A 26,273-nucleotide genomic window follows, 5' to 3' on the forward strand; every position below is an offset into this window, starting at 1 on the left:
GCATGACCCAGCCCCTCGTCCTTTCCGACTGGCGTGACCTGCCGCCCGGGCTGCGCGGGGCGACCGTCGCGCTCGGCAACATGGATGGGGTGCATATCGGCCACCGGGCGGTGCTGGCGGCGGCGCATGCGGCGCGGCCCTCGGCGCCGCTCGCGGTGCTGACCTTCGAGCCGCATCCGCGCGAGCATTTCCGCCCGGAGGACCCGCCCTTCCGCCTCACCCTGCTGCCCGCCAAGGCCGAGGCGCTGGGGGCGGCAGGCGCTGCGCTGGTGGTGGCGCTGCCCTTCGACGCGGCGCTCGCCACCATGCCGGCGGAGCGTTTCTTCACCGAGGTGCTGCGGGACGGGCTCGGCGCCGTGCACCTGGCTTGCGGCCAGGATTTCGCCTTCGGCCACCGGCGCGGCGGCGATGCCGGCACGCTTACCGGCCTGGCCGAGGCGGCGGGCATCGGGCTGACCATCGTGCCGCCCGTCACGGATGCGCAGGGTCCTGTCTCCTCCACCCGTATCCGCCGTGCCCTGCAGGACGGCTATCCGGAGCGGGCAACGGCCATGCTCGGCCGCCCCTGGGACATCCGCGGCGAGGTGGTGCACGGCGACAAGCTCGGCCGGGTGCTGGGCTGGCCGACCGCCAATCTCTGGCTCGGCCGGCACCTGGAGCCGGCGCGCGGGGTCTATGCGGTGACGGCGATGCTGCCGGACGGGCGGGAGGTGAAGGGCGTCTCCAATATCGGCCGGCGGCCGACCTTGGGCGGCGACCCGGAGACCAGGCTGGAAACCTACCTCTTCGACTTCTCGGGCGACCTCTACGGCCAGGAGATCGGCGTCCGGCTGCGGCATTTCCTGCGGGCCGATGCCAAATTCGACGGGCTGGAGGCGCTGAAGGTGGCCATCGCCCAGGATGCGGAGGATGCGCGGGCGGCGCTGGCGCAGGATACCTGACCCCTATACTTGACCCCCTGGCCCTCCGATCCCCATAAGCCCCTCATGCATCCCCCGGTGGCCCATCCGCGAATTAGCCGCCCGGCCCTTCCCTGAGGGCCGGGACCGCCGCGCACCCGCCACCGCTGACCCGCCGCCGCGCCGCCGGCGGCCGGAGACCGCCCGATGAACGACACCGAAGCCCCCGCGCCCCGAGACTACCGCGGCACCGTCTTCCTGCCGCAGACCGCCTTCCCCATGAAGGGCGACCTGCCGAAGCGCGAGCCGGACTGGCTGAAGCGCTGGGAGGGGCTCGGCCTCTGGTCCCGCCTGCGCGAGCAGTCGAAGGACCGGCCGTCCTTCATCCTGCATGACGGCCCGCCCTACGCGAACGGCCCGCTGCATATCGGCCACGCGCTGAACAAGATCCTGAAGGACGTCATCAACCGCGCCGCCCAGATGGCGGGGCACGATGCCGACTACGTCCCCGGCTGGGACTGCCACGGCCTGCCGATCGAGTGGAAGGTCGAGGAGGAGTACCGCGACCCCAAGGGCAAGTACCAGGGCGGCCGCAAGAAGGACGACGTGCCGGTCCTCGAATTCCGCGCCGAGTGCCGCGCCTATGCCACGCGCTGGCTCGACGTGCAGCGCGAGGAGTTCAAGCGCCTCGGCGTCTTCGGCGACTGGGCCGGGCGCTATGCGACGATGGACTTCCCCTCGGAAGCCACCATCGTCGGCGAGATCGGCAAATTCCTGATGAATGGCTCGCTCTATCGCGGGCTGCGCCCCGTGATGTGGAGCCCGGTCGAGAAGACGGCGCTGGCCGAGGCGGAGATCGAGTATCACGACCATGTCTCGCCGACGCTCTGGGCGCGCTTCCGCCTGGTGAAGGCCGGCGCCGAGGACCTGGCCGGCGCCAGCGTTGTCATCTGGACGACGACGCCCTGGACCATCCCCGGCAACCGCGCCGTCGCCTATGGCGCCGAGATCGACTACGCGCTGGTGCATGTCGAGGGCGTCGCCGAGGGCAGCTACCTCGTCCCCGGCGAGCGGCTGCTGGTCGCGCTGCCGCTGCTGCCGCAATTCGAGAAGGATGCGAAGCTCGGCGCTCATACGGTGGTGCGCGTCCTCAAGGGCGAGGAGCTGAAGGGCGCCGTCGCCGCGCATCCGCTGCGGGGTGCCGGCTACGACTTCGACGTGCCGCTGCTGCCGGGCGACTTCGTCACCACCGAGGCGGGCACCGGCTTCGTCCATATCGCGCCGAGTCATGGCGAGGACGACTTCAACCTCGGCCGCGAGAACGGCCTGCCGGTGCCGGAGACGGTCAACGACGACGGCACCTTCACCTTGCAGGCGCCGGGCTTCACCGGCCTGCATGTCTTCAAGGCGCATGATGCCGTCTACGCCGCCTGCGAGGCCGCCGGCACGCTGGTCGCCAAGGGCAAGCTCACGCACAGCTACCCGCATAGCTGGCGGTCGAAGAAGCCGGTGATCTTCCGGGCGACGCCGCAATGGTTCATCGCCATGGACGATGCCAACGCCATCCGCGAGAAGGCGCTGGCCGCGATCGATGCTACGCAATTCGTCCCCGATCAGGGGCGCAACCGCATCGGCAGCATGGTCGCGGCGCGGCCGGACTGGTGCATCAGCCGCCAGCGCGCCTGGGGCGTGCCCATCGCGGTCTTCGTCGACCGCCGCACCGGCCAGCCGCTGCGCGACCCGGCGGTGATGGACCGCATCGTGGACGCCTTCCGCACCGAGGGCGCCGATGCCTGGTACCAGCCGGGCGCGGCCGCGCGCTTCCTCGGGCCGGGGCGCGACCCGGCCGAGTACGAGCAGGTGATGGACATCGTCGATGTGTGGTTCGAGAGCGGCTCGACCCATGCCTTCGTGCTGCGCGACCGCGGCATGCCCTTCCCGGCCGATCTCTACCTGGAGGGCTCCGACCAGCATCGCGGCTGGTTCCACTCCTCGCTGCTGGAGAGCGTCGGCACCAATGGCGTCGCGCCCTTCAAGGCGGTGCTGACGCATGGCTTCGTGCTCGACGAGTCGGGTAGGAAGATGTCGAAGTCGCTCGGCAACGTCACCGCCCCGCAGGAGGTGATGCAGCAATACGGCGCCGACATCCTGCGCCTCTGGGTTATGAACTCGGACACCGCCGAGGACCTCCGCATCGGCAAGGAGATCCTGAAGCAGCAGGCGGAGCTCTACCGGCGGCTGCGCAACACGCTGCGCTGGCTGCTCGGCAACCTCGCCGGCTTCGACGAGGCCGAGCGCGTCCCCCATGCCGAGCTGCCGGAGCTGGAGCGCTGGGTGCTGCACCGCCTCACCGAGCTGGATGCGAAGCTCCGCAAGGCGGCGAAGGACTACGACTGGACCGGCGTCTATCCCGAGATCCACGCCTTCTGCTCGACCGATCTCTCGGCCTTCTACTTCGACATCCGCAAGGATAGCCTCTACTGCGATGCCGCGGACAGCCACCGGCGGCGCAGCGCGCGCACGGTGCTCGACGTGCTGCATCGCTGCCTCTGCGCCTGGCTGGCGCCGGTGCTGGTCTTCACCGCGGAGGAGGCTTGGCTCGCCCGCTTCCCCGACGATGATGACAGCATCCACCTGCACGACTTCCCGGTGCTGCCCGGCGAATGGCGGGACGAGGCGCTGGCGGAGCGCTGGGCCGCGCTGCGCGCCCGCCGCGCCGAGGCAACCGGGCTGCTGGAGGAGCTGCGGCGCTCCGGCGAGATCGGCTCCTCCTTGCAGGCCAGCGTCGCGGTGCCGGAAGCAGCCGGCTTCGATACCGGCTTCTGGGAGGAAATCCTGATCGTCTCCCGCGTCGAGCAGGTGCCGGCCGAAGGCTTCACCGCCACCAAGGCTCCCGGCGCCAAGTGCGACCGTTGCTGGCGCGTGCTGGAGGAGGTCGGCCAGTCCGCCGCCCACCCCACCCTCTGCCGCCGCTGCGAGGCCGTGGTGGCGGGCCAGTGATGCGCATCGGCCTCCTCATGGCGGCGCTGCTGCTCGCCGCCGATCAGCTCAGCAAGTGGTGGGTGCTGGAGGTGCTGGACCTCCCCAACCGCCGCACGCTGCCGCTGGTCGAGGCGGGGCCGCTCGGCCTCGACCTCACCATGGTCTGGAACCGCGGCGTCACCTTCGGCCTGCTTTCGGGCGAGGGGCCGCTGAACCACATCATCCTCGCCGTCCTCGCCGCCGTCATCGCCGCCTTCCTGCTGCGCTGGATGGCGCGGGCGGAGAACCGCGCGGTTGCAACCGCGCTGGGTGCGGTGGTCGGCGGCGCGGTCGGCAATGTCATCGACCGGCTGCGCTTCGGCGCGGTGGTCGATTTCGTTGATGCGCATGGCTGGGGCTGGCACTGGTACGTGTTCAACATCGCCGATGCCGGGATCGTATGCGGGGTTTTCGTCCTCCTCGCGGATGCCTTGTTCCGCAAGCCGCCGGCGAGTAAGGAGGCGGCATGAGGATGCGCCGCCCCGCGGGCCAGGCTATGGCCCTGTCCATTCTGCTCGCCACCGCCCTCGCCGGCTGCGGCGGCGACACCGCGCGCACCTTCGGCCTGACCCGCGACGCGCCGGATGAATTCCAGGTAACGACCCGGGCGCCGCTCTCCATGCCGCCCTCGCTCGGCGGCCCGCTGCCGGCGCCCCGCCCCGGCGCCGACCGGCCGCAGGAGGTCTCGACCCGCCAGGCGGCGGAGGCGACGCTGGTGCCGGGCGCGGTGCTCAGTGGCCCGGCCGCCGCCAGCGCCCCGAGCACCGCCGAGAGCGCGCTGCTGAGCCAGGCCGGCCGCCCGGTCGGCGACGGCATCCGCCGCCGGGTGGACGAGGAGAGCCTGAAGCTCGACCAGCCGCAGCGCACGCTGGTGGACCGGCTGATGTTCTGGCGCGGGCCGGAGCCGGCCGGCACCGCGCTCGACCCGCGGCGCGAGGCGCAGCGGCTGCGCGAGAACGCGGCGCTCGGCCGCGAGGTGACGGATGGCGAGACGCCGGTGATCCAGCGCACCCGCAGCAGCAACCCGGTCACGGCGCTGTTCGAGAGCATCTTCTGAACACGGCTTGGCCCCCACGGCTTGGACACTAGGGGCCGAGCCGTCATGATCGGCCTCCCTGCCCCCATGGGCCTCGTGCGATGCTGGCGGAACGCCACCGGCATCCCCACATTGGAGGCATGCCCAGCGTGACACGCCGTACCGCCCTCCGCTCCGCCGCTGCCCTGCCGGTGGCCACCGCCGCTCCGCCCGCCCTCGCCCAGCCGGCCATCGCCCCGCCGACCGAACAGATCGCCGAGCGCCCGCTCTTCGGCGCGGTGAGCTGGACCATGGCGAACGGGCTGCGCGTGGTGCTCGCCGAGAGCCGGCGGGTGCCGGTCGTCTCGCACTACCTCTTCTATGGCGCGGGCGCGGGGGAGGACCCGGCGGGCCGGTCCGGCACCGCGCATTTCCTCGAGCACATGATGTTCAAGGGCAGCCGCAACGTGGCACCGGGCGCGCTGTCGCTGGCCGTGGCGCGGGAGGGCGGGCAGGACAATGCCTTCACCTCGCGCGACGTCACCGCCTACTACCAGACGGTCGAGGCCTCGCGCCTCCCGCTGGTCATGCGGATGGAGGCGGACCGCTTCGCCTATCCGCTGCTGCCCGAGGCGACGCTGGAGCCGGAGCGGGCGGTGATCCTTGAGGAGCGCAACCAGCGCACCAGCAGCAACCCGCGCGGCCGCTTCTGGGAAGGGTTCGAGGCTGCCATGTGGGGGCCGCAGCACTGGCACGGCCGCCCGCTGATCGGCTGGGAGGATGAGATCCGCGCCATCACGCTTGGGGATCTCCGCGGCTTCCACGAGCAGCGCTACGCCCCCGCCAACGCCGTGCTCGTCGTCACCGGCGATGCGCGGGAGGCCGAGGTGCGGAAGCTCGCCGAGGAATTCTACGGCGTGGTGCCGGCCCGGCCCTTCACGGCCCGCCAGCGGGCGGAGCCGGTGCCGGCCGCGGCCGAGCCGCGCTTCGTCCAGCACGACCCGGCGGTGCGCGAGGCGAGCTTCATGCGCAGCGCCATGGCGCCGAGCCTCACCTGGGGCGAGACGCGCCATGCCTGGCCGCTCGAGGTCCTGGCGCATCTGCTCGGCAGCGGCTCCGGCAGCCGGTTGCACAAGGCGCTCGTCGAGACCGGGCTCGCGACCAGCGCCAGCGCCTCCTATGACAGCGAGACGGTGGGGCCGGGCAGCTTCAGCGTCTCGGCCACGGCGCGGCAGGATGTGGCGCCGGAGCGGCTGGAGGCGGCGGTGGATGCCGCCCTCGCCGCGCTGCTGCAGGACGGGCCGAGCGAGGCGGAGGTCATCCGCTCCATCCGCCAGCTGACGGCGGGGGCGGTGCTGTCGCTCGACGGCATCGGCGCCGCGCCGCGGATGCTGGGCGGCGTGCTGGCGATCGGCCTGCCGCTGGAGCTGGTGGAATTCTGGCCGCGCTACCTGAAGGCGGTGACGCGGGACCAGGTGACGGCCGCGGCGCGGGCGGTGCTTGGCCAGCCGGCCGGCACCACGGGCTGGCTGCTGCCGGGAGCGCCGGCATGACCGGCGAGCAGGGGTTTTCGCTCCCCATTCAGGTGGTCGAGGCGGATGGCATCTCCGCCTGGCTGGTCGAGGACCAGTCGGTGCCGGTGGTCTCCGTCGCCTGGTCCTGGGCCGGCGGGGCGGCGCTCGACCCGGCGGGGCAGGAAGGGACGGCGGCGCTCGCGGCCGCCCTGCTGACCGAGGGGGCGGGTTCGCTGCGGGCCATCGAGTTCGGCGATGCGCTGCGCGACCAGGCGATCAGCCTCAACTTCTCCGCCGACCGGGACAGTTTCGAGGGCGGCTTCCGGGCGCTCACCACGGCCCTGCCGGAGGCGGTGCGCCTCGCCCGCCTCGCCATGCAGGAGCCGCGGCTCGATGCGGATGCGGTGGAGCGGGTGCGGGCGCGCTCCATCGCCGCCGCCCGTCGCGCGCTGGAAACGCCGCGTGGCCAGGCGGTGCGGGCCTTCTGGGCGAATGCCTATCCCGGGCATTCGGCCGGGCGGCCGAGCGGCGGCACGGCGGAGAGCCTGGCAGGCCTGCCTGTGGAGGCGCTGCGGGCGGCGCTCGCCCGGCAAGTCCACCGCGAGGGGCTCCTGGTGACGGCGAGCGGCGCCATCACCCCGGCCGAGTTGCAGGCGCTGCTGCCGGCGCTGTTCGGCGGGCTGCCGGGCGGGGCGCCGCAACCTATGGCGCCGCTGCCGGCCTTTCGCGCTTTCGGGCAGCAGGTGCTGCCCGTGGCCTCGCCGCAATCGGCGGTGATTTTCGGCCAGGACGGGCTGCCCTCGTCCGATCCAGACTGGGAGGCGGCGCAGGTTGTGCTGCGCATCCTGGCCGGGGGTGGCTTCTCCTCCCGCCTGATGCAGTCGGTGCGGGAGCAGCGCGGCCTCTCCTATGGCATCGGCGCCGGGCTCGACCTGCTGTTCCGGCATGGCGTCGTCATCGGCTCGGTGGCGACGGAGAATGCGCGCGTGGCCGAGACGCTCGCGGTGACGCGGGAGGAATGGGCCCGCATGGCTGCCGAGGGGCCGACCGAGACGGAACTGGCCGATGCCGTCGCCTTCCTCACCGGCTCCATGCCGCTGCAATTCACCGACAGCCGGCGGGTGGCGGAGACGCTGCTGATGCTGCGGCAGAACGGCCGGCCGACCGACTGGCTCGCCGGCCGCCCGGCGCGGCTCCGGGCGCTGACGCAGGAGCGGCTGGCCCGGGTGGCGGCACGGGTGCTGGCGCCGGATGGGCTCTCGGTCGTGGTGGCGGGGCAGCCGGCGGGGTTGTGAGCCGGCGACGATTTCCCCGCCCGGCCGCTTTGCGTTAAGCCAGAGCGGTCGGAACGGAGGAAGGCGCATGGCGCAGGAACTGGCGGCGGCCTGGGCGGCGGTGATGGCCCTGGCCCGGACGCCACGTCCGGATGGCAGCGCCCCCGCCTCCATCCGCCCGCTCTTCGCCGCCGACCCCGAGCGGTTCCGCCGCTTCTCTCATGCCGCCGACGGGCTGCTGCTCGACCTGTCCAAGACCTCCGTGAGCGATGCGGTGCGGACGGCGCTGCTCGGCCTCGCCCGCGCCGCCGACCTGCCCGGCCGGCGGGACGCCATGGCGCGGGGCGAGGCGGTCAACGTCACCGAGCGGCGGGCCGTGCTGCACATGGCGCTGCGCGGCGAGGGCGGCTTCCGCGCCGGGGCGGAGGATGCCTCGGCCGAGGTGGCGGGCGTACTCGGGCGGATGCGGGACTTCGCCCAGGCCGTGACCGAGGGCCAGCTGCGCGGGGCGACGGGCGAACGCTTCACCGACGTCCTGAACATCGGCATCGGCGGCTCCGATCTCGGCCCAGCTATGGTGGCGCGGGCGCTGTGGACGCCGGCCTCGCCGCTGCGGCCGCACTATCTCGGCAATGTCGATGCCCATGCCTGGGAGGAAATCCGCCCCCGGCTCGACCCGCGGCGGACGCTGGTACTGGTGGCCAGCAAGACCTTCACCACCCAGGAGACGATGACCAATGCCGCGCTGGTGCGCGCCTGGCTGGCCGAAGGGGTCGGCGAGGCGGCGGTCGGCGGGCATTTGGCGGCGCTGTCCACCAACCTCAAGGCGACCGAGGGATTCGGCATCGCCGCGGACCGGGTCTTTCCCTTCCGCGACTGGGTGGGCGGGCGCTTCTCGCTCTGGTCGTCGATCGGCCTGTCATTGGCGCTCGCGCTCGGCTGGGAGGCCTTCGAGCGGCTGCTCGCCGGGGCGCGAGCGATGGATGCGCATTTCCTCTCGGCGCCGCTTGAAGCCAATCTCCCGGTGCTGCTGGCGCTGACCGAGCTTTGGCACATCAACGGCCTCGGCTATGCGACACGGGCGGTGCTCCCCTATGACGAGCGCCTGGCCCGCCTGCCGGCACATCTCCAGCAGGTGGAGATGGAGAGCCTCGGCAAGCGGGTGACGCTGGCGGGCAAGCCGGTCGGGCACGATACGGGGGCGGTGGTCTTCGGCGAGCCGGGGACCAATGCGCAGCACAGCTTCATGCAGCTGATCCATCAAGGCACGCGGCCGGTGCCGGCCGATATCATCCTGGTGAAGCGGCCGGACCATGCGCATCCCGACAGCCACCGGAAGCTGCTGGCCAATGGCCTGGCGCAGTCGGCGGCGCTGATGCGGGGCAAGACCGAGGCGGAGGTGCGGGCCGAGATGGCAGCCGCGGGCACCGACCCGGCGGAGATCGAGCGGCTGGTGCCGCACCGCGTCTTCCCCGGCGACCGGCCGACCGCGACCCTGATGCTGCCGCAGCTCGACGCCTTCACCCTCGGGCAGGTGGTGGCGCTCTACGAGCACAAGGTCGCCTCGCTCGGCATCCTCTGGGACATCAACGCCTTCGACCAGTGGGGCGTGGAACTCGGCAAGCAACTCACCGGGCCGATCCTGAAGGCGCTGGAGGGCGGCACTGCCGAGGGACAGGACGGCTCGACCCTCGGCCTGCTGGCGGCGCTCCGGCCGGGCTGAGATGCGGATTGCCGTCTTCGCCGACATCCACGGCAACCTTCGCGCGCTGGAGGCGGTGCTGGCGGACCTGCCGCGGCGCGGGGCCGATCTCGTGGTCAATCTCGGCGACTGCCTTTCCGGGCCGTTGCAGCCGGCGGAAGTGGCGGACCGGCTGATGGCGCTCGGCTGGCCGACGGTGCGCGGCAACCATGACCGGCAGCTGCTCGACCGGCCGGTGGAGGCGATGATCCCCTCCGATGCCTTCAGCGCCGCGCGGCTGACGGCGGCGCATCGGGGCTGGCTCGGCGCCTTGCCGGCGGTGCTGCATCTGGCGGAGAGAGTGCTCGCCTGCCACGGCACGCCCGCGGACGACCTGACCTATGCGCTGGAGGTGGTGGCCGGGCCGCATCACCTGCGACCGGCGACGGCGGCGGAGGCCGCCGGGCGCATCGGGGCGACGCCGGGGGCGGAACTGGTCCTCTGCGGCCACTCGCATCTGGCGCGGATGGCGCGACTGCCGGATGGGCGGGTGGTGGTCAATCCGGGCAGCGTCGGCCAGCCGGGCTATTGGGATGCCGAGCCGCATCCGCATGTCGTCTTCGCCGGCACGCCGCATGCGCGCTATGCGGTGGTGGAGCGCGGGCCGGCCGGGTGGAGCGCCGAATTCCACGCCATCCCCTACGACTGGGACGCCGCGGCGGCGGATGCCCGCGCTGCGGGACGGGCGGATTGGGCGCGGGCGCTGGCGACGGGGCAGCTCGACTATCCCTGAGGCCTGCCCTGGCGGGCGGTGCGGCGGCGCCTTATCTTTCGGGGTGGAGGTTCGCTTCGCACCCATGATCGCGCCCATGCCGAGCCCCCGCTGATGCCCATCCGCCTCCTCTCCGAGACCACCGCCAACCGCATCGCCGCCGGCGAGGTGGTGGAGCGGCCGGCCGCCGTGGTGAAGGAGCTGGTGGAGAATGCCCTCGATGCCAGGGCGCGCCGCATCGCCGTCACGCTCGAGGGCGGCGGGATCGAGCGCGTCGTCGTCGAGGATGACGGGCATGGGATGGGGCCGGAAGATCTCGGCCTCGCTGTCGAGCGGCATGCCACCTCCAAGCTGCCGGAGGAGGCGATGCTGTTCCGCATAGCCACGCTTGGTTTCCGTGGCGAGGCGCTGCCTTCGATCGGTGCGGTGGCGCGGCTCTCCATCACCACCCGGCCGCAGGGTGGGGATGCCCATGCGCTGACTGTCGAGGGCGGGCGGAAGGGCGCGGTGGTGCCGGCTTCCGGCGCGCCGGGCACGCGGATCGAGGTGCGGGACCTGTTCTACGCCGTCCCGGCCCGGCGGAAATTCCTGAAATCCACCCGCACCGAGGCCGACCAGGCGGTGGAGGCGGTGCGGCGCCTGGCGCTCGCTTGGCCGGAGGTGGGCTTCCGGGTGACGCAGGATGGACGGGAGGTGCTGGCCCTCACCCCCGCCGAGCGGGATGCGCGCATCGCCGACCTGCTCGGGGTGGATTTCGCCGGGGCAAGCTTGCCGGTGGCGGCGGAGGGAGGCGGCCTTGCCCTCTCCGGCCTGGCCGCCCAGCCGGCCTATACGCGGGCGACGGGGATGGAGCAGCACCTCGTCGTCAACCGCCGCCCGGTGCGGGACCAGCTGCTGCGGACGGCGCTGCGGGTGGCCTATCGTGACCTGGTGGCGGCGGGGCGGCATCCGGTGGCGGCGCTCTTCCTCGACCTGCCGCATGAGGCGGTCGACGTGAATGTCCATCCGATGAAGACCGAGTTGCGCTTCCGCGACGAGGCTGGGGTGCGCGGGTTGCTGATCGGGGCGCTGCGGCGGTCGCTTTCGGCAGGCGCCGGGGTGGCGGCGCCGGCCCCGGCGCTGACCGCCTATGCGCCGCGCACCGGCTGGTCTAGCGGGTGGCGGCGCCCGGAGCCGGCGCCGCTGCCGGACCGGATCGGCCTCGCCGAGATGCAGCTCGCCCTGACGCCGCCGCCGCGGGAGCTGGTGCCCGTTCCGGCGCCCGCCCTGCCGCTCGGCTTCGCCCCGCCGCGGCCGCCTGCCCCGGCGCCCGAGCCGGCACCGGCGGAGCATCCGCTCGGGCGCGCGCTGGCGCAGATCATGGAGACCTACATCCTCGCCGAGGCGCCGGATGGGGCGCTCGTGCTGGTCGACCAGCATGCGGCACATGAGCGGCTGACGCATGAGGCGCTGCGGGCGCAGCTCATCGAGGGCGGGGTGCGGGCGCAGCCGCTGCTGCTGCCCTCGGTGGTCGACCTGCCGCCCGCGGATGCGGCGCGGCTGCTCGGCTTCGCCGTCGATCTCGGGCGGCTCGGCCTCGAGATCGAGGGCTTCGGACCCGGCGCGGTGCTGGTCCGCGCGCTCCCTGCCCTGCTCGGCCCGGCCGATCCCGGGCCGCTGCTGCGCGACCTCGCCGAGGAGCTGGCCGCCTATGACGAGGCGACGGCGCTCGACCGCAAGCTGGATGCCGCCGTCGCGCGGCTCGCCTGCCATGGCTCCGTGCGGGCCGGGCGGCGGCTTACCCCGCCGGAGATGGACGCGCTGCTGCGCCAGATGGAGGCGACGCCGCGGGCCGCCACCTGCTCGCATGGCCGGCCGACCTTCCTCCGTCTCGGCAATGCCGATCTGGAGCGGCTGTTCGGCCGGCGTTGATGCCGTAAGCTGCGCACAGGGAAGAAGCCGCCGGGCACCATCGCCAGGGGACACGCGCATGGCCAGGCGCCGCATGCATCTCGGGTTCGACTTCTCTTACTCGCATATGGGCGGGCGCTGGCGCATGCCGGGCTCCTGGCCGGACCGTACCTTCCCCGACATCGCCATGTTCGAGGAGATGGCCCGCATCGCCGAGCGCGGGCTGCTCGACCTGCTCTTCTCCGGCGACGGCACCGGCGTGCCGGATACCTGGCGCGGCTCGCGCGACGCCGCCATCGAATGGGGGATCAACTGGCCGCGGCAGGACATCCAGCCGATCGCCGTCGCGATGTCCCGCGTGACGCGGCATATCGGCTTCGGCCTGACCTATTCGTCGAGCTTCATGCACCCGTATTACATCGCGCGGCTGATGAACACGCTCGACCACGTCACCGGCGGGCGGATCGCGATGAACCTCGTCGCCTCCACGCGGCGCTCGGACTTCCGCAATTTCGGCCATGACGGGCTGGTGGACCACGAGGCGCGCTATGCGCGGATGGAGGAGTTCGTCGCCGTCTGCAAGGCACTCTGGGCCAGCGCCGAGCCGGACGCGATGCTCTGGGACCGCGCCACCGGCCGGGTTGGCGACCCGCGCAAGATCCATGACGTCCACCATGAGGGGCGCTTCTTCAAGGTAGACGGGCCGCTGAACACGCCGCCCTCGCCGCAGGGCCGGCCGGTGCTGATCCAGGCCGGCGGCTCGCCGCGCGGGGTGCGCGCCTCGGCCCGCGTCGCCGACCATGTCTTCGGCGCCGACATGGCGCTCGACCTGCAGGTGAAGCAGCGCCGGGCACTCGACGAGGCGCTGCGGGCGGAGGGCCGCGACCCGGAGACGGTCGGCATCCTCTGGCAGACGCCGATGGTCATCGCCGAGACGGAGCGGGAGGCGCTGGCGCGGCGGGATGCGATGCTGGCCGCCATCCCGGACGAGGCGGTGGGCGCCTACCTTTCCTACAATTCGGGCTACGACTTCTCGACCTTGCCGGAGCGCTTCACCCTCCGCGCGCTGCATGCGGAGATCGTCGCCGGCCAGGCCTCGCCGGTCGGCTTCATCCACGAGCTTGCAGCCGAGATCGGCGGCGACACGGAGATCACGCGGCGCGAGTTCTTCGAGCATGGGCGGCGCGAGGCGACGGCCTACGACACCACCCTCGCCGGCTCGCCACGGCAGATCGCCGACCGGCTGGAGGAGGCCTTCGAGGCGACGGGGGAACGCGGCGGCTTCATGCTCGGGCACACGGTCTCGATGCCGCTCGACCTCATCGGCATCGTCGACCTGCTGGTGCCGGAGCTGCAGCGGCGCGGCCGCTTCCGCACCCGGTATGACGGAGAGACGCTGGCGGACATGCTGGCGGAGGCCTGAGGCGCGGTCGCGACAGCGTGTCCCTGCCTGACCAATGCGTCACCCGGCGTGGAGGACCCCTCCATCCGGGCAGTCGCAAGCTCCTGGCGGGCGCCAGGCGCCTCACCAGCAACAGGGAGAGCGACCATGCGTTTCGCATCCATGGCCTCGGTCGGCGCGGCGGCCCTGCTCGCCGCCATGCTGCCCGGCAGCAAGGCCTTTGCGGCTGACAGCGACATCCCGGGCATCAACCGACATACGGCGACCTTCGAGCGGCCAATGCACGAGAACCCGGAGATGCGGCCCTTCATGAACCGGGCCGCGCCGCGGACCGCCGCCGCGCCGGCGCCGCCCGTCGCCCCGCCAACACCGGCCCCCGTCCCGACCCGCATGAACGTGCTGCATGATGCGGATTCGCTGATCCAAGAAGCGGAGGCCCGCATCCGTGCGCGTGACAGGCAGCAGGCCGAGCTCATCCTGGAGCGGGCGGAGATGGCGCTGCTGAACGGCAAGGCGGCGGGCGAGGCGGTGCCGGAGGGTGCGATGAAGCCGCTCGACCAGGCCCGTGCCGCCCTGCATCGTGGCCAGATGGCCGCCTCGGAGCGGCAGGCGGAGGCCGCCCGGCAGATCATCGCCTCGGCACAGTAAATCTTCGGGTCCGAAACGTCGCTGCTTGAGCGCGGGCGGCATCCGTGGGAGAGGTTCCGGTGATGCCGCCCGCCTCTCTCGCCGCGGCGGGCCGGTGGCGTGGCCTGCTCGCTTGGTCGCCGAGCCCCGCGATCCGCGCCTCGCTCGGGCTGCATGCCGGCGGGCTGCTCGCCATGGCCGCGGAGCCGGGCTGTTGGCAGGAGGCGCTCTCGGCCCTTGGTGCCAACCATCTGGCCTTGGCCGGCTGCATGCATCCGCGCTGCCGCCTGCTCGGGCCGGTGCTGACGCGGCTCGGCGGGGCGGAGCCGCGCATCGCCCTCACCTTCGATGACGGGCCGGACCCTGAGGTGACGCCGCAGGTCCTCGACCTGCTCGATGCCTGGGGTGCCAAGGCCAGCTTCTTCGTCATCGGCGAGCGGGCGGCGCGGCACCCGGCCCTGCTGCGCGAGATGCTACGGCGCGGCCATGGCGTGGAGAACCATACCCATCGCCATCCCCTCGGCTTCGCCGCCTTCGGCCCGGGCGCGATGCTGCGCGAGATCGAGACGGCGCAGGCCGCCATCGGCGATGCCTGCGGCCAGGCGCCGCGCCTCTTCCGCCCGCCGGCGGGGCTGCGCAGCCCGTTGCTCGACCCGGTGTTGTCGCTCGCTGGCCTCTCGCTCGTCGCCTGGACGCGGCGTGGCTATGACACGGTCTCGCCGCATCCCGGGCGGGTGCTGGCCCGGCTGAGCCGCGGCCTCGGGCCGGGCGACGTGCTGCTGCTGCATGACGGGCGCTCGGCCTGGGGCTATGCGGGCCGGGCCGTGGTGCTGGACGTGCTGCCGGTGCTGCTGGGCCGGATCGCGGCCGCCGGGCTCAGCGCCGTCGCGCTGCCGCCAGCGGAGGAGGCGCTGTGCGACGCCTCCGCCACAGCAGGGCCGGCAGGCGCGGCAGCATCCCGAGCACCAGCCGCGTATGCATCCAGGTGAGCAGCAGGTTGTCCCGCGCATAGTGGAAATGCGAGACGCCGCCCTCCTCCTTCGACAGGTAGCGGCAGGGCACCGGCAGGTTCACCACCGGCAGGCCGCGCCAGCAGAGACGTACGGCGGCCTCCGGGTCGAAGTCGAAGCGGCGCATCCAGCGATGCCGCTCCATCACCGCGACCAGCGGCGCCACCGGATAGAGGCGGAAGCCGAAGAGGCAGTCGCCGATGCCGCCCCCGAGCGTTTGCACATTGGCGAGCCAGTTGGAAATGCGCCGCCCTTGCACGCGGAGCGAAGGTGCCTCCGGCCCGAAGACCGGGCGGCCGAGAATCATCGCCTCCGGCGCGGCGCGGGACGCCTCCATCATGGCACCGATACGGTCGGCCGGGTGCTGGCCATCGGCATCCATGGTCAGCGCATGGGTGAAGCCGCGCCGCGCCGCCTCCCGGAGGCCGTGCAGCACGGCCATGCCCTTGCCGGCATTGCTCGGCAGGACCATCACCTCGAGGCCCGGGTCGCGGGCCGCCTCCTCCAGCAGCAGGGCATCGGTGCCGTCCGTGCTGCCGTCGACGACGACCCAAACCGGGGTCCAGGCGGCGCGGGCCTCGCGCACGGTCTGCAGCACGCGCGGCCCGGTATTGTAGCTGGGGATCAGAACCAGCCGCGTCTCCGCCGCCATCAACGCGGGGCCTGCCCCGGCACTTCCTCGCGGAAATAGGCCTCGAGCCCGGTGACGAAGCCCTGCGGGTCCTCCCCCACCTCGAAGCGGCGGCCGAGTCGGATGCGATAGACCAGCGGCAGCTGCGGCCGGCGGAAGAGCGGCCAGCCCTTGCGGAGATAGGGGCTGTCCGCCTCGATCAGCACGCTCTGCACCGGTGCCCCGGCGGCGCGGGCCATGACGGCGAAGCTGCGGTGGAAGGCATCGACCGGCGGCCGGGCGGTGCGCGAGCCCTCGGGGAAGATCAGCAACTGCGCCCCGTCGCGGATGGCCTGAGCGGCGCGGCGGATCATCGGCAGCGGCGCGTCGTTGCGGATATAGGCCGCGAGCCGCACGCTACCGCCGTAGAAGACATTGTCCCACAGCGCGGCCTTGGTGATGCAGACGACGCGCGGCAGGCGGGAGGTGAGCAGCACCGCATCCAGCATGGTCGGGTGGTTCGGGGCGATGACGATAGCCCGCTCCCGCGCCAGCCGGTCGAATTCGCGGAAATCGACCCGCAGCACGCCGGTCAGCCGCATCAACCCGATGAACCACCGGAAGCCGAACATGATCATGAACTGGCCGAAGGCCTCGCCGGAACGCCGCGGCAAGATTCGGTAGAGAAGCCCCGCCGGCACACTCCAGAAGAAGCAACCGAGGCCGAACATCAGCAAGCAGAAATAGAAGGCGACCGGGTAATAGGCCGCGGCGATCCAATCAAGTGCGGAGAGGCTTGCGCGCGGCTGCCGCAGACTCGTCGGCTGCATCTTTTCCATGCCTCCCTGCTCGCGTAATATAGTTTATCGTGATGCTTAACGTCCAGGAGCCGGCCAAGCTGTGACAAGGGACAGGCCGTGACAGGAAAACAGGGGTTGCAGGCTGCGGTTCGACCGCCGGCGGAGACTAGCATGCCAGGTGCCCTGGCGGACGAGGCCCGGCCCGTACCGCATCCGACTTTAACGGAATATTACCAGAACGCCGAGGCGCGTGACGGCTTCGTCCGGCAATTGTTCGACCAGGCGGCGGGCTCCTACGACCAGATCAACACCGCCTTCTCCCTCGGCTCCGGAGCCTGGTACCGGCGGCGGGCGCTGTGGCAGGCCGGGTTGCGGCCGGGGCAGCGGATGCTGGATGTCGCCATCGGCACCGGGCTCGTGGCGCGGGAGGGGGTGCGCATCCTCGGCCGGCCGGAGGCGGTGACGGGCATCGACCTCAGCGCCGGGATGCTGGCCGAGGCGCGGCAGAACCTCGCCATTTCACTCATCCGCGGCCGGGCGGAGGCGCTGCCCTTCGCCGATGGCAGCTTCGACTTCCTCAGCATGGGCTATGCGCTGCGGCATGTGCCGGACCTCGTCACGGCCTTCGCCGAATACCGCCGCGTGCTGCGGCCGGGGGGCAGGCTCCTGCTACTCGAGATCGGCCGGCCGGAGGGGCCGCTCGCCTACCGGGCGGCGCGCTTCTATCTCGGCCGGGTGGTGCCGGCGCTCAGCCGCCTGACCGGAGGCGGGGCGCGGGCCGGGCTGATGATGCAGTATTACTGGGACACCATCGATGCCTGCGTGCCGCCCGCGACCATCCTCCAGGCGCTGCGGACGGCCGGACTCGAGGGCGCGCGCTGCGAAACGCAGCTCGGCCTGTTCCGCGCCTATATGGCCGAGCGTCCGGCATGAGCGCCGCGCTGGCGCGGGAGGTGGCGGGGCTCTACGCCGGCGCCTCGCGCTTCGCCCGCGGCTATGTCGGCGGCAAATTGCGCACCGATCCGGTGAGCCGGGCGGTGCTGGAGCGGGCGGCGGCCAAGCCTTTCGGGGTGGTGGCCGATCTCGGCTGCGGCCGGGGGCAACTCGGCCTCGCCCTGCTGATGGCGGGGCGGGCGCGGGAGGTGATCGGCCTCGACCGCGATGCGCGCAAGATCACCGAAGCCCAAGCGGCGGCGGCGGGGCTGCCGGCCCGCTTCACGACAGCTGACCTCACTGCGGACAGCGTGCCGGATTGCGATACGGCGCTGCTGATCGACGTGCTCTACCAGCTCCCCGCCGAGGCGCAGCGGCCGGTACTGGCGGCGGTGGCGGCGCGGGCGCGGCGGCAGGTGCTGATCCGTGCCTTCGACCCGGCCCGCGGCTGGCGCAGCATCCTTGGCCTCGCGATGGAGCGGGCCGGGCGCCTCGTCCGGGGCGACGGCAACGCCATCGCCCCGCTGCCGATGGAGGTGCTGGCGGCACCCTTCCGGGCGGCGGGCTTCGCCGTCTCCGTCACACCCTGCTGGGAAGGGACGCCCCTGCCGAACGTGCTGCTGGCGGCGGAACGGTGAGGCAGACGGTTTCGTGTCGGATGTTCCGCGAACTGTGTCGCCCACTTCCTTGCCTCGGCGGGTAACCGTCTGATATCGAGTGTGAGATTGAGCAACGCCCGTTAACACCAGCGCACCAGCAAGGTTTCACGGCTCCATGCCTGACGGCACCATGACCCCGACTGCCATTGCCTCCGGCCTCACCCCGCAGGAGCTCGATGTGGCGCGGCTGATCGTCAGCGCGCTGTCGCTCGAGGTCGCGCCCGAGGCGATCGAGCCGGAGGCGCCGCTCTTCAACGAGGGGCTCGGCCTCGACTCCATCGACGCGTTGGAGATGGCGCTGGCCGTTTCCAAGGCCTATGACGTGAAGCTCCGTTCCGACGACGAGCGCAACCACCGCATCTTCGCCTCCCTGCGGAGCCTCACGGCGCATATCGAAAAGCACCGGACGCGCTGAGCGCATGCCGCGCGGACGCAGCCTCCTCCGGTTGCTGCTGCTGGCCGCCGCCTCGGTCGTCCTGGCAGTGCTGCTCATGGGCAACCCGGTGGCGGCGGCGCTCGGCAATGCGGCCGTCGCGCTGCGCTTCGGCCTGACGCTGCTGCCGGGGCGGGAGCCGCTGATCGCCCGTTACAGCCGCTTCGACTGGGCTGGGCCGCCGGAGGGCAGCTATACGCGGGCGCTGACGCTGGCCTGGGCGCTGCTGCTGGGCGGCTTCGCCCTGGCCCATGCCGCCCTCGCCGCCATGGAACGGAACGACACGCCGCTCGCCCTCGCCGAGTTGCTGGTCTGCGCGCTGTTCTTCCTCGGCGAGCATGGGCTGCGCAACCGGCGCTTCCCGCAACTCGGCCGGGCGACGCCGCTGCGGACACTGCGGGCGATCGGGCTCGCGCATGGGCTGGTCCGCCATGCGGCCTGAGGCGGCTCTGCCGCTCGTCAACCGCGGGACGGCAGAGGTGATCTGCTACCGTCCGGCTGGGCCGATGACGGTCGGCCGCCTGCTCGGCGAAGCGCGGGCGCTGGCCGCGCGGCTGCCGGCGACGGGGCATGCGATCAATCTCTGCGCCGACCGCTACCGCATGCTGCTCGGCTTCGTCGCCGCGCTGATGCGGGGGCATCCGACGTTGCTCAATGCCGATGCCTCGCCGCACCGGTTGAGGGCATTGGCCGAGGCCTATCCAGGGGCCTATCTGCTGACGGACAAGCCGGTCGCCTCAGGGCTGCCGCTGGTGCTCGTCGAGGACGACACAGCGGAGGAGTGGACGGGGCCGGCGCCGATGCTGCCCGCCCGGCAACTGGCCGCCATCGCCTTCACCTCCGGCTCCACCGGCCAGCCGACGGCGCATCTCAAGCCCTGGGACGCGCTGGTCGCCGCGGCGCTGGCCGCCGCCGAGCGCTTCGCCCTCCGCCCCGGCGACGGAGCCGCGAGCAGCGTGCTGGCGACCGTGCCGCCGCAGCACATGTACGGCTTCGAGACCACCATCATGCTGCCTTTGCAGGCCGCGCTCGCCTGCCACGCGGGGGAAGCCTTCTTCCCATCCGACGTGCTGGATGCGCTGGATGCTCTGCCGGAGCGCCGGCTGCTGGTGACGACGCCGCTGCACCTCCGCGCCCTGCTGGCCGAGCATCGCCGGCCGGCGACGCTCGCCGCCGTCATCTCGGCCACCGCCCCCCTGGCCATGAACATGGCCGAGGCGGTGGAGCGCGACTGGGGCGCGCCGATGCTCGAGATCTACGGCGCCAGCGAGGCCGGCTCCATGGCCAGCCGCCGCACCGCGCTGGAGCCGGACTGGCTGCCCTATTCCGGCATCCGCATGGGGCAAGGCGACGTCCATGTGCCCGGCCTCGGTGCCGTGCCGCTCACCGATGCGGTGGAGCCGGCGCCGGGCGGCCGCTTCCGCCTGCTCGGGCGGCGGGCTGACCTCGTGAAGCTCGGCGGCCGGCGGGCCTCGCTGGCCGAGCTCAACCGCGTGCTGGCGGAGGTAGCGGGCGTCGAGGACGGCGTCTTCGTCGCGCCGGAAGATATCGAGCGCAACCCGGCCGCTCGGCTCAGCGCCTATGCGGTGGCGCCGGGACGCACCACGGAGGAGATCCTGGCCGCGCTCCGGCTGCGGCTGGAGCCGGTCTTCCTGCCCCGGCCGCTGGTGCTGGTGCCCGCCCTGCCCCGCAACGGCCTCGGCAAGCTGACCCGCGCGGCGCTGGACGGGCTGCGCCTGGCCATGGCGGCGCCGTGACCACCCGCTTCGAGGCGCCAGCGGACCATCCGGCCTTCGCCGGGCACTTCCCCGGCCGGCCGATCCTGCCCGGCGTCGTGCTGCTCGATGCGGTGCTGCAGGCGGCGGGGCTCGGCCAGGCGCATCTGCTGCGGGCGAAGTTCACCGCCCCGGTCCTGCCAGGAGATGCGGTCGAGATCAGCCTCGTCCCGCGCGTCGGCGGACGGGTCGGCTTCACCTGCGTGAGCGGCGGCAGGACGGTGCTGTCCGGGGAGCTGGCATGCGCACCGGCGCCCTAGAATGGGTCGATGCGCCGGAGCGGGGCAGCGTGCGCCTCGCCCGCTTCATGGTCTGGCTGGTGCACACCATCGGCTGGTGGCCGGGCCATGCGCTGCTCTACCCCATCGCCTTCTACTTCATGCTCTTCTCGCCCCGGCAGCGGCGGGTGGCGCGGCGCTTCCTCGGCCGGGCGCTGGGGCGCAAGGCAGGGTTCGGCGATGTCTTCCGGCTCTATTTCGCCTTCGCTTCCACCATCCTCGACCGCGCCTTCCTGGTGACGGGGCGCACCGGACGCTACCGCATCGATGTCCATGGACTCGACGCGTTGAAGGCGCGCATCGCCGAGGGCCACGGCTGCCTGCTGCTCGGGGCGCATATGGGCAGCTTCGAGGCGCTGCGGGCTGTCGCCGATGCCGGCAGCCCGGTCGAGGTCGCCGTGCTCATGCATGAGGCGAATGCGGCGCGGCTGAAGGCCGTGTTCGACGCGCTCGGCGGAGCGAAGCGGCAGGAGGTCGTGATCCCCCTCGGCACCACCGATGCGATGCTGCGCGCACGCGAGGTGCTGGAACGCGGCGGGCTGGTCGGGTTGCTGGCCGACCGGGCGCCGCGCGGCGAGCGGATGCAGCCCGTCTCCTTCCTCGGGCAGGAGGCGCCCTTGCCGACCGGGCCGCATGTGCTGGCTGCCGTGCTCGGCGCACCGGTGATGCTCGCCTTCGGCCTCTGGCGCGGGCCGCGGCACTACGAGGTGCGGTTCGAGCCCTTCGCCGATGCCACGCCGCCCGGCCGTGCCGGGCGGCAGGCGCTGGTCGAGGAGCGCGTCCGCCGTTTCGCAGCGAGGGTCGAGGCGGTCTGCCGGCGGCATCCGTACAACTGGTTCAACTTCTACGATTTCTGGCAGGAGCGTGGGCGGTGAGATGGGCCTTGCTGCTGCTCCTCGCGCTCGCGACGCCAGCGCGGGCGGAGGACCCGGCGCTCGCGCGGCTGATGCAGGGCTTCGCCGCCCAGCCGCGTTCCGAGGCGCGCTTCACCGAGGATAAGGCCATCCCCGAACTCGACCTGCCGCTGCCGAGCGAGGGAACGCTGCGCTGGCAGGCGCCGGACCGGCTGGAGAAGCATACCACCTCCCCCATCGACGAGGTGTTGCGGGTCGAGGGCGGGCGGCTGCTCTACGAGCGGCCCGACCGGGGCATCCGCCGCGAATTCGGCCTGGAGGAGCAGCCGGAGATGCGGGCGCTGGTCGAGGCGGTGCGCGGCACGCTGGCCGGCGACCTGGCCGCGCTGCATCGCTATTACGAGATCGGCTTCACCCCGGAAGGGGTGGAGACTCCCTGGCGGATGGTGCTCAGCCCGCTTTCCCTCCGGCTGCGGGCGGCGGTGCAGCGCATCACCGTCAGCGGCCGCGGCCCGCAGGTGCGGAGCATCGAGACCGAGGGCGGCGGCGGCGTGACGCGCATGCAGATCGGCCCGTGAGGCGCCTCCTTACGGCGCTGCTGCTGCTGGCGGCGCTGGGCGGGGGACTTGGGGCGCTGGTCGGCGTCAGGGCCGACCTCGCCGAGTCCCTGCCTGCCGGCCGCAGCCCGGCCAGCGCCTTCCTGTTCCGCGAATTGCAGAGCGGCGCAGCCACTACCCTGCTGCTTGCCGGGATCGAGGGCGCCGAGCCGGCGGAGCTTGCGAGGGTTTCACGGGAAACAGCGGCGGGGCTGCGCGCCTCCGGCCTGTTCGACTTCGTCGGCGACGGGACGGTGACGCTCAACGAGGCGGAGCAGGCGCTGCTCTTCCGCTACCGCTACCTGCTCTCGCCAGAAACGCGGCCCGAGGCCTTCACCGCCGCCGCGCTGCGGCCGAAGCTGGAGGCGCTGCTGGAAGGGTTGCGTAGTGCCGCCTCGCCGCTGCTGGCGCGCTTCGGCTTCGCCGACCCGACCGGAGCCTTCCTCGGCTTGGCCCGTGCTTTCCTGGCCGAAAGCCGGCTGGAGGTGCGGGATGGCGCCTGGTTTGCCGCCGAGGGGCCGCCACGGGCCCTGCTGATCGCCCGCGCCCGCGGCGGGGCGGGGCTGGATGCGGAAGCCCAGGGCCAGGCCGTCGCCGCCTTCCGCGCCGCCTTCGATGCGGCGAAGCCAGGCCCGGCGCGGCTGCTGCTGAGCGGGCCGGGCGTCTTCGCCAGCGAGGCAGCGGCGTCGATCCGGGCCGATGTGCGGCTCATCACCCTGGCCTCGGGCGGGTTGCTCGCGACCTTCCTGCTCTGGCGCTACCGCTCGCTGATGCTGCTCGGCCTGGTCGCGGTGCCACTGGCGGCGGGGACCGTCGCCGGCTTCGCAATGACGGCACTGGCCTTCGACGGCAAGGTGCAGGGCATCGCGCTTGGCTTCGGCATGACGATGCTCGGCGTCACCGTCGACTATCCAATTCTGCTGGCGAGCTTGCGCCGGCCGGAGGAAGGGCTGGCGGCGGCCGCGCGGCGCATCTGGCCGACGCTCCGCCTCGCCGCTGCCGCGGCCGCGACGGGGCTGGCGGCGATGCTCGGCTCCGGCTTCCCCGGCCTCGTCCAGCTCGGCGTCTTCGCCGGGACGGGGCTGCTGGCGGCGGCCGCCACGACGCGCTGGGTGCTGCCCTGGCTGCTGCCCGGGGCGCGGATCGCGGCGCGGCCGCTGCCCTGGCCGGTCCGCGCAGTGCTCGGCGCGCTACGGGGGCGGAGGCGGCTTGCCGCTGGGGTGGCGGTCGGCGCGGGGCTACTGCTGGCGGCGCTCGGCGGCCCGGCCTGGCAGCGCGATCTTTCGGCGCTCAGCCCGGTGCCGCGCGAGGCCCAGGCGCTGGATGCCACGCTGCGCCGCCAGCTCGGCGCGCCGGATGTGCGGGTGCTCTTCGCCCTCGGGCCCGGCACGGAGGGCGACGTGCTGGCCGCTTCGGAGCGGCTGGGCGAGGCATTGGCGCCGCTGCTCGGCACCGCGCTCAAGGGCATCGACCTTCCCAGCCGCTACCTGCCCGCCGAGGCGACGCAGCGTGCCCGGCAGGCCGCACTGCCTACGCCCGAAGCGGCGGAAGCGGCGCTCCGCGAGGCGATGACGGGCCTGCCCTTCCGCCCGACCGCCTTCGCCCCCTTTCTCGCCGCCCTTGGCGAGAGCCGCGTCCTGCCACCGCTTGACGCCGCCGGCCTCGCCGCCGGGGCGCCGACCCTCGCCGCCCGCCTCTCCCCCCTGCTTTCCCGCCGGGGCGAGGCAATGGTGGGCGTCGCCCTCGCCGAGGGGGCGCGGGACACGGCGGCGCTGGCCGCGGTGGCGCAGCGCCTCGGCGACCCGCGCATCCTCTTCATCGACGTCAAGGCAGAGACGGAGGGGCTGCTCGATGCCTATGGCCGCGCGACCCTGCTCTGGGCATTGGCCGGAGGCGTGCTGGTGCTCGGCCTGCTTGCGCTCGGCCTCCGCTCGCCGGGGCGGGCGCTGCGGGTCGCCGGGCCGATCGGCGGGGCGCTGCTCGTCACCCTCGCCGCCCTCACCCTGCTCGGCGAGGCGCTGACGCTGTTCCACCTCGCCTCCCTGCTGTTGCTCGCGGGGCTGGCGATTGACTATTCTCTTTTCCTCGCCGGTGACGCGACCGACGACACAATGGGAGCGATCTTGAACTGCGCCGTCTCCACCCTGCTCACTTTCGGGCTGCTCGCCTTCTGTGGAACGCCGGTGCTGCACGGGATTGGGCTGACGGTCTCGCTCGGCGTGGCGAGCGCCTTCCTCCTCGCCTGCGCCATGGCTCCGAGGCCCCTTCCCCATGCCTGACCGCTCCCGCCTTTGGCCGCTGAGCCTCGCGGCCGCTACCGCCGTCACCGCCCTCGGCGCTGGCGTCGCGCCGCTGCGCCAGGCGCTGCACGCGCGGGAGGGCGGGCTGCGGCCAAGTGAATTCCCCGGCGGGCCGGAGAATATCTGGGTCGGCCAGGTGCCGGGGGTGGAGGCGGTGGAGCTGCCGCCCGGCCTCGCCCGCTTCAGCTGCCGCAACAACCGCTTGGCGGAGATGGCGCTCGGCAGCGATGGCTTCGCGGAGGCGGTCGCCGCCGCCGTGGCGCGGCATGGGCCTGAGCGCGTCGCCGTCGTCCTCGGCACCAGCACGGCGGGGATCGAGGAGACGGAGCAGGCCTATCGCCGGCGCGACGGCGCGGGCGCCCTTCCGGCCAGCTTCGACTACGCCGGCTCGCATGACCTGCAGAGCCTGCCAGCCTATGTGCGGGCGCGGCTCGGCCTGCGCGGCCCGGCTTTCGCCGTCTCCACCGCCTGCACCTCCGGCGCGCGGTCGATGCTGGAGGCAGCCTCGCTGATCGCCTCGGGCCTTGCCGATGCGGTGGTGGCGGGGGGCGTCGATAGCCTTTGCCGGCTGACGCTGCACGGCTTCGCCTCGCTCGAACTGCTCAGCCGCGGGCGGCCTACGCGGCCCTGCGCCGCCGACCGCGACGGCATCTCCATCGGCGAGGCGGCCGGACTCGTCCTGCTGACCCGGCCGGAGCATGCCCCGCCCGGCGCGCCGCTGCTGCTCGGCGCCGGGGCGAGCAGCGACGGGCACCACATGTCATCGCCGCATCCCGGGGGGCTCGGCGCCGTCGGGGCCATGCGGGCAGCCCTCGACGCGGCGGGGTTGACGCCGGGGGAGGTCGACTATGTGAACCTCCATGGAACCGGCACCCGCGCCAATGACGCCATGGAGGACCGCGCCGTCCACCACCTTTTCGGGGATGGCGTGCCCTGCAGCTCGACCAAGGGCTGGACGGGGCATGCGCTCGGCGCCTCCGGCGCGGTGGAAGCGGTCATCGCCATGCTCTGCCTGGAGGACGGGCTGGTGCCCGGCTGCCTCGGCGTCGCCGAGCGGGACCCGGAATTCCGCAGCGCCGTCGCCATCGCCAACGAGGCCCGGCCGGTGCGGCGCGTCGCCAGCAACTCCTTCGGCTTCGGGGGCAGCAATTGCTGCCTGCTGATCGGCCGAGCCGCGTGAATTGCTGGATCGCGGGGGTCGCGGTCCTCGGCGCCGGCCTGCCGGGCTGGGCGGCGAGCGAGGCCGCCCTGGCCGGCATCGTGCCCTGGAGCGCGTGCGAGGTCGTGCCGCCACCCCCTGCCCTGCTGCCACCGACGGAGCGGCGCCGGACCAGCCCGGCGGTGCGGCTGGCCCTCGCCGTTGCGGCGGAGGCGACGGCGGGGATCGGGGACCGGGCGGCGCTCGAGACCGTCTTCGCGAGCAGCAATGGCGATGGCGCGGTGGTCGGCGGCATATTGGAGGCGCTGCACGACCCAGCGGGGGTCGCCCTCTCGCCGACGCAGTTCCACAACTCCGTCCACAATTCGGCGGCGGGCTACTGGCATATCTCGGTCGGCTCCACGGCGCCTTCGGTCAGCCTCGGCGGGCATGACGGCAGCTTCGCCGCGGGGCTGCTGGCGGCGGTGATGGCGGTCGCGGCGCGGGGCGCCTCGGTGCTGCTCTGCGCCTATGACCTGCCGCTGCCGGTGCCGCTCGCCGCGGTGCGGCCGACCGGGCCGGGCTTCGCCGCCGCCCTCGTGCTGCGGCCGGAGCGTGATGCAGGCACGCTGGCCGGCATCACGCTGCGCCATGTCGCCGCGCCGACGCCGGCCGCGCCGCCCGGGGACGCGCTGGATGCCCTGGCCGAAGGCAACCCCGCCGCCCGCGCCCTGCCGCTGCTGCGGGCGCTGGCGGCACGGCGGGGGGGGCGGGGCGCCCCGCCCCCCGCCC

Annotated in this window: 25 protein-coding genes; 23 read left to right on the plus strand and 2 right to left on the minus strand. The window is 73.0% G+C overall.

What is annotated here, in order from left to right:
• Positions 1-2: 2 nt before the first annotated feature.
• The 12 genes from LH62_RS07505 to LH62_RS07560 all read left to right on the plus strand — a co-directional run bounded on the left by LH62_RS07505 (position 3) and on the right by LH62_RS07560 (position 15,084).
• On the plus strand, positions 3-941 hold the full coding sequence (locus tag LH62_RS07505) for a bifunctional riboflavin kinase/FAD synthetase (protein WP_043360308.1): 939 nt from the start codon (positions 3-5) through the stop codon (positions 939-941).
• Between the two features lie 165 nt (positions 942-1,106).
• Positions 1,107-3,899, plus strand: a complete 2,793-nt coding sequence (gene ileS, locus LH62_RS07510; RefSeq protein WP_043360310.1) for an isoleucine--tRNA ligase — start codon at positions 1,107-1,109, stop codon at positions 3,897-3,899.
• The gene (gene lspA, locus LH62_RS07515) at positions 3,899-4,390 is read left to right on the plus strand and encodes a signal peptidase II (RefSeq protein WP_043360312.1); all 492 of its coding nucleotides are present in this window, start codon (positions 3,899-3,901) and stop codon (positions 4,388-4,390) included. The genes ileS and lspA overlap by 1 nt, the downstream gene beginning before the upstream one ends.
• A 2-nt stretch (positions 4,391-4,392) precedes the next feature.
• The gene (locus tag LH62_RS07520; RefSeq protein WP_043360316.1) at positions 4,393-4,977 is read left to right on the plus strand and encodes a DUF3035 domain-containing protein; all 585 of its coding nucleotides are present in this window, start codon (positions 4,393-4,395) and stop codon (positions 4,975-4,977) included.
• Between the two features lie 119 nt (positions 4,978-5,096).
• A complete protein-coding gene (locus LH62_RS07525) occupies positions 5,097-6,488 on the plus strand; it encodes a pitrilysin family protein (protein ID WP_043360318.1) in 1,392 nt (463 codons plus the stop codon).
• On the plus strand, positions 6,485-7,744 hold the full coding sequence (locus LH62_RS07530) for a pitrilysin family protein (protein WP_043360320.1): 1,260 nt from the start codon (positions 6,485-6,487) through the stop codon (positions 7,742-7,744). The genes LH62_RS07525 and LH62_RS07530 overlap by 4 nt, the downstream gene beginning before the upstream one ends.
• Positions 7,745-7,811: 67 nt before the next feature.
• Positions 7,812-9,446, plus strand: a complete 1,635-nt coding sequence (gene pgi / locus LH62_RS07535; protein ID WP_043360323.1) for a glucose-6-phosphate isomerase — start codon at positions 7,812-7,814, stop codon at positions 9,444-9,446.
• 1 nt (position 9,447) lies between these two features.
• Positions 9,448-10,197, plus strand: a complete 750-nt coding sequence (locus tag LH62_RS07540; protein WP_043360326.1) for a metallophosphoesterase — start codon at positions 9,448-9,450, stop codon at positions 10,195-10,197.
• Between the two features lie 93 nt (positions 10,198-10,290).
• Positions 10,291-12,087 (plus strand): DNA mismatch repair endonuclease MutL, encoded by a 1,797-nt coding sequence (gene mutL, locus LH62_RS07545; RefSeq protein WP_043360327.1) that lies wholly within the window; start codon positions 10,291-10,293, stop codon positions 12,085-12,087.
• A 58-nt stretch (positions 12,088-12,145) separates the two neighbouring features.
• Positions 12,146-13,489 carry an NtaA/DmoA family FMN-dependent monooxygenase gene (locus LH62_RS07550; RefSeq protein ID WP_144404414.1) on the plus strand — a complete coding sequence of 448 codons (1,344 nt, stop codon included), beginning with the start codon at positions 12,146-12,148 and terminating at the stop codon, positions 13,487-13,489.
• Between the two features lie 126 nt (positions 13,490-13,615).
• Complete coding sequence (locus LH62_RS07555) at positions 13,616-14,116, plus strand: hypothetical protein (RefSeq protein WP_043360329.1); 501 nt, start codon at positions 13,616-13,618, stop codon at positions 14,114-14,116.
• Positions 14,117-14,178: 62 nt separating this feature from the next.
• A complete protein-coding gene (locus LH62_RS07560) occupies positions 14,179-15,084 on the plus strand; it encodes a polysaccharide deacetylase family protein (protein ID WP_043360331.1) in 906 nt (301 codons plus the stop codon).
• On the opposite strand, the gene LH62_RS07565 is transcribed toward LH62_RS07560, so the two are convergent.
• Both LH62_RS07565 and LH62_RS07570 read right to left on the minus strand, forming a co-directional pair.
• Positions 14,972-15,757, minus strand: coding sequence for a glycosyltransferase family 2 protein (locus LH62_RS07565; RefSeq protein ID WP_043360333.1), 786 nt, complete (start codon positions 15,755-15,757; stop codon positions 14,972-14,974). The genes LH62_RS07560 and LH62_RS07565 overlap by 113 nt on opposite strands.
• Positions 15,757-16,545 (minus strand): 1-acyl-sn-glycerol-3-phosphate acyltransferase, encoded by a 789-nt coding sequence (locus LH62_RS07570; protein WP_160299794.1) that lies wholly within the window; start codon positions 16,543-16,545, stop codon positions 15,757-15,759. The genes LH62_RS07565 and LH62_RS07570 overlap by 1 nt, the downstream gene beginning before the upstream one ends.
• A gap of 141 nt (positions 16,546-16,686) precedes the next feature.
• Between LH62_RS07570 and LH62_RS07575 the strand changes: the two genes are divergently transcribed.
• The 11 genes from LH62_RS07575 to LH62_RS29125 all read left to right on the plus strand — a co-directional run.
• A complete protein-coding gene (locus LH62_RS07575) occupies positions 16,687-17,448 on the plus strand; it encodes a class I SAM-dependent methyltransferase (RefSeq protein WP_043360336.1) in 762 nt (253 codons plus the stop codon).
• Positions 17,445-18,086: a class I SAM-dependent methyltransferase gene (locus LH62_RS28145; RefSeq protein ID WP_052213901.1), complete on the plus strand. Its 642-nt coding sequence runs from the start codon at positions 17,445-17,447 to the stop codon at positions 18,084-18,086. Before LH62_RS07575 ends, LH62_RS28145 begins: the two co-directional genes overlap by 4 nt.
• A gap of 151 nt (positions 18,087-18,237) precedes the next feature.
• Entirely contained in the window at positions 18,238-18,522 is a 285-nt protein-coding gene (locus LH62_RS07585; protein ID WP_052214948.1) for a phosphopantetheine-binding protein, read from the plus strand.
• Positions 18,523-18,526: 4 nt separating this feature from the next.
• Positions 18,527-18,982, plus strand: coding sequence for a hypothetical protein (locus tag LH62_RS31055; RefSeq protein ID WP_052213903.1), 456 nt, complete (start codon positions 18,527-18,529; stop codon positions 18,980-18,982).
• On the plus strand, positions 18,972-20,297 hold the full coding sequence (locus LH62_RS07595; protein WP_160299795.1) for an AMP-binding protein: 1,326 nt from the start codon (positions 18,972-18,974) through the stop codon (positions 20,295-20,297). Before LH62_RS31055 ends, LH62_RS07595 begins: the two co-directional genes overlap by 11 nt.
• Entirely contained in the window at positions 20,294-20,575 is a 282-nt protein-coding gene (locus LH62_RS28155) for a 3-hydroxyacyl-ACP dehydratase FabZ family protein (RefSeq protein ID WP_052213910.1), read from the plus strand. The genes LH62_RS07595 and LH62_RS28155 overlap by 4 nt, the downstream gene beginning before the upstream one ends.
• Positions 20,557-21,468, plus strand: a complete 912-nt coding sequence (locus tag LH62_RS07600) for a hypothetical protein (protein WP_043360338.1) — start codon at positions 20,557-20,559, stop codon at positions 21,466-21,468. The genes LH62_RS28155 and LH62_RS07600 overlap by 19 nt, the downstream gene beginning before the upstream one ends.
• Positions 21,465-22,025 carry a LolA-related protein gene (locus LH62_RS07605; protein WP_144404415.1) on the plus strand — a complete coding sequence of 187 codons (561 nt, stop codon included), beginning with the start codon at positions 21,465-21,467 and terminating at the stop codon, positions 22,023-22,025. The genes LH62_RS07600 and LH62_RS07605 overlap by 4 nt, the downstream gene beginning before the upstream one ends.
• Positions 22,022-24,322, plus strand: coding sequence for an MMPL family transporter (locus LH62_RS07610; protein ID WP_052213914.1), 2,301 nt, complete (start codon positions 22,022-22,024; stop codon positions 24,320-24,322). The genes LH62_RS07605 and LH62_RS07610 overlap by 4 nt, the downstream gene beginning before the upstream one ends.
• Positions 24,315-25,523 (plus strand): beta-ketoacyl-ACP synthase, encoded by a 1,209-nt coding sequence (locus LH62_RS07615; protein WP_043360342.1) that lies wholly within the window; start codon positions 24,315-24,317, stop codon positions 25,521-25,523. The genes LH62_RS07610 and LH62_RS07615 overlap by 8 nt, the downstream gene beginning before the upstream one ends.
• On the plus strand, positions 25,520-26,273 hold a 754-nt coding region (locus LH62_RS29125; RefSeq protein WP_236552500.1), incomplete at its 3' end, for a beta-ketoacyl synthase chain length factor. The genes LH62_RS07615 and LH62_RS29125, both read left to right, overlap by 4 nt.

It is taken from the genome of Belnapia sp. F-4-1, assembly GCF_000802185.1.
Classification (GTDB): domain Bacteria; phylum Pseudomonadota; class Alphaproteobacteria; order Acetobacterales; family Acetobacteraceae; genus Belnapia.

What these genes read in the sequence shown, in the direction of transcription:
- LH62_RS31055 (WP_052213903.1), top strand. Translation starts at nt 18,527, where the DNA reads ATGCCGCGCGGACGCAGCCTCCTCCGGTTGCTGCTGCTGGCCGCCGCC.
- LH62_RS07525 (WP_043360318.1), top strand. Translation starts at nt 5,097, where the DNA reads ATGCCCAGCGTGACACGCCGTACCGCCCTCCGCTCCGCCGCTGCCCTG.
- LH62_RS07565 (WP_043360333.1), bottom strand. Translation starts at nt 15,757, where the DNA reads ATGGCGGCGGAGACGCGGCTGGTTCTGATCCCCAGCTACAATACCGGG.
- LH62_RS07555 (WP_043360329.1), top strand. Translation starts at nt 13,616, where the DNA reads ATGCGTTTCGCATCCATGGCCTCGGTCGGCGCGGCGGCCCTGCTCGCC.
- LH62_RS07575 (WP_043360336.1), top strand. Translation starts at nt 16,687, where the DNA reads ATGCCAGGTGCCCTGGCGGACGAGGCCCGGCCCGTACCGCATCCGACT.
- LH62_RS07530 (WP_043360320.1), top strand. Translation starts at nt 6,485, where the DNA reads ATGACCGGCGAGCAGGGGTTTTCGCTCCCCATTCAGGTGGTCGAGGCG.
- LH62_RS07585 (WP_052214948.1), top strand. Translation starts at nt 18,238, where the DNA reads ATGACCCCGACTGCCATTGCCTCCGGCCTCACCCCGCAGGAGCTCGAT.
- LH62_RS07505 (WP_043360308.1), top strand. Translation starts at nt 3, where the DNA reads ATGACCCAGCCCCTCGTCCTTTCCGACTGGCGTGACCTGCCGCCCGGG.
- lspA (WP_043360312.1), top strand. Translation starts at nt 3,899, where the DNA reads ATGCGCATCGGCCTCCTCATGGCGGCGCTGCTGCTCGCCGCCGATCAG.
- mutL (WP_043360327.1), top strand. Translation starts at nt 10,291, where the DNA reads ATGCCCATCCGCCTCCTCTCCGAGACCACCGCCAACCGCATCGCCGCC.
- ileS (WP_043360310.1), top strand. Translation starts at nt 1,107, where the DNA reads ATGAACGACACCGAAGCCCCCGCGCCCCGAGACTACCGCGGCACCGTC.
- LH62_RS07550 (WP_144404414.1), top strand. Translation starts at nt 12,146, where the DNA reads ATGGCCAGGCGCCGCATGCATCTCGGGTTCGACTTCTCTTACTCGCAT.
- LH62_RS28145 (WP_052213901.1), top strand. Translation starts at nt 17,445, where the DNA reads ATGAGCGCCGCGCTGGCGCGGGAGGTGGCGGGGCTCTACGCCGGCGCC.
- LH62_RS07570 (WP_160299794.1), bottom strand. Translation starts at nt 16,545, where the DNA reads ATGCAGCCGACGAGTCTGCGGCAGCCGCGCGCAAGCCTCTCCGCACTT.
- pgi (WP_043360323.1), top strand. Translation starts at nt 7,812, where the DNA reads ATGGCGCAGGAACTGGCGGCGGCCTGGGCGGCGGTGATGGCCCTGGCC.
- LH62_RS07615 (WP_043360342.1), top strand. Translation starts at nt 24,315, where the DNA reads ATGCCTGACCGCTCCCGCCTTTGGCCGCTGAGCCTCGCGGCCGCTACC.
- LH62_RS07540 (WP_043360326.1), top strand. Translation starts at nt 9,448, where the DNA reads ATGCGGATTGCCGTCTTCGCCGACATCCACGGCAACCTTCGCGCGCTG.
- LH62_RS07595 (WP_160299795.1), top strand. Translation starts at nt 18,972, where the DNA reads ATGCGGCCTGAGGCGGCTCTGCCGCTCGTCAACCGCGGGACGGCAGAG.
- LH62_RS07520 (WP_043360316.1), top strand. Translation starts at nt 4,393, where the DNA reads ATGCGCCGCCCCGCGGGCCAGGCTATGGCCCTGTCCATTCTGCTCGCC.
- LH62_RS07560 (WP_043360331.1), top strand. Translation starts at nt 14,179, where the DNA reads ATGCCGCCCGCCTCTCTCGCCGCGGCGGGCCGGTGGCGTGGCCTGCTC.
- LH62_RS07600 (WP_043360338.1), top strand. Translation starts at nt 20,557, where the DNA reads ATGCGCACCGGCGCCCTAGAATGGGTCGATGCGCCGGAGCGGGGCAGC.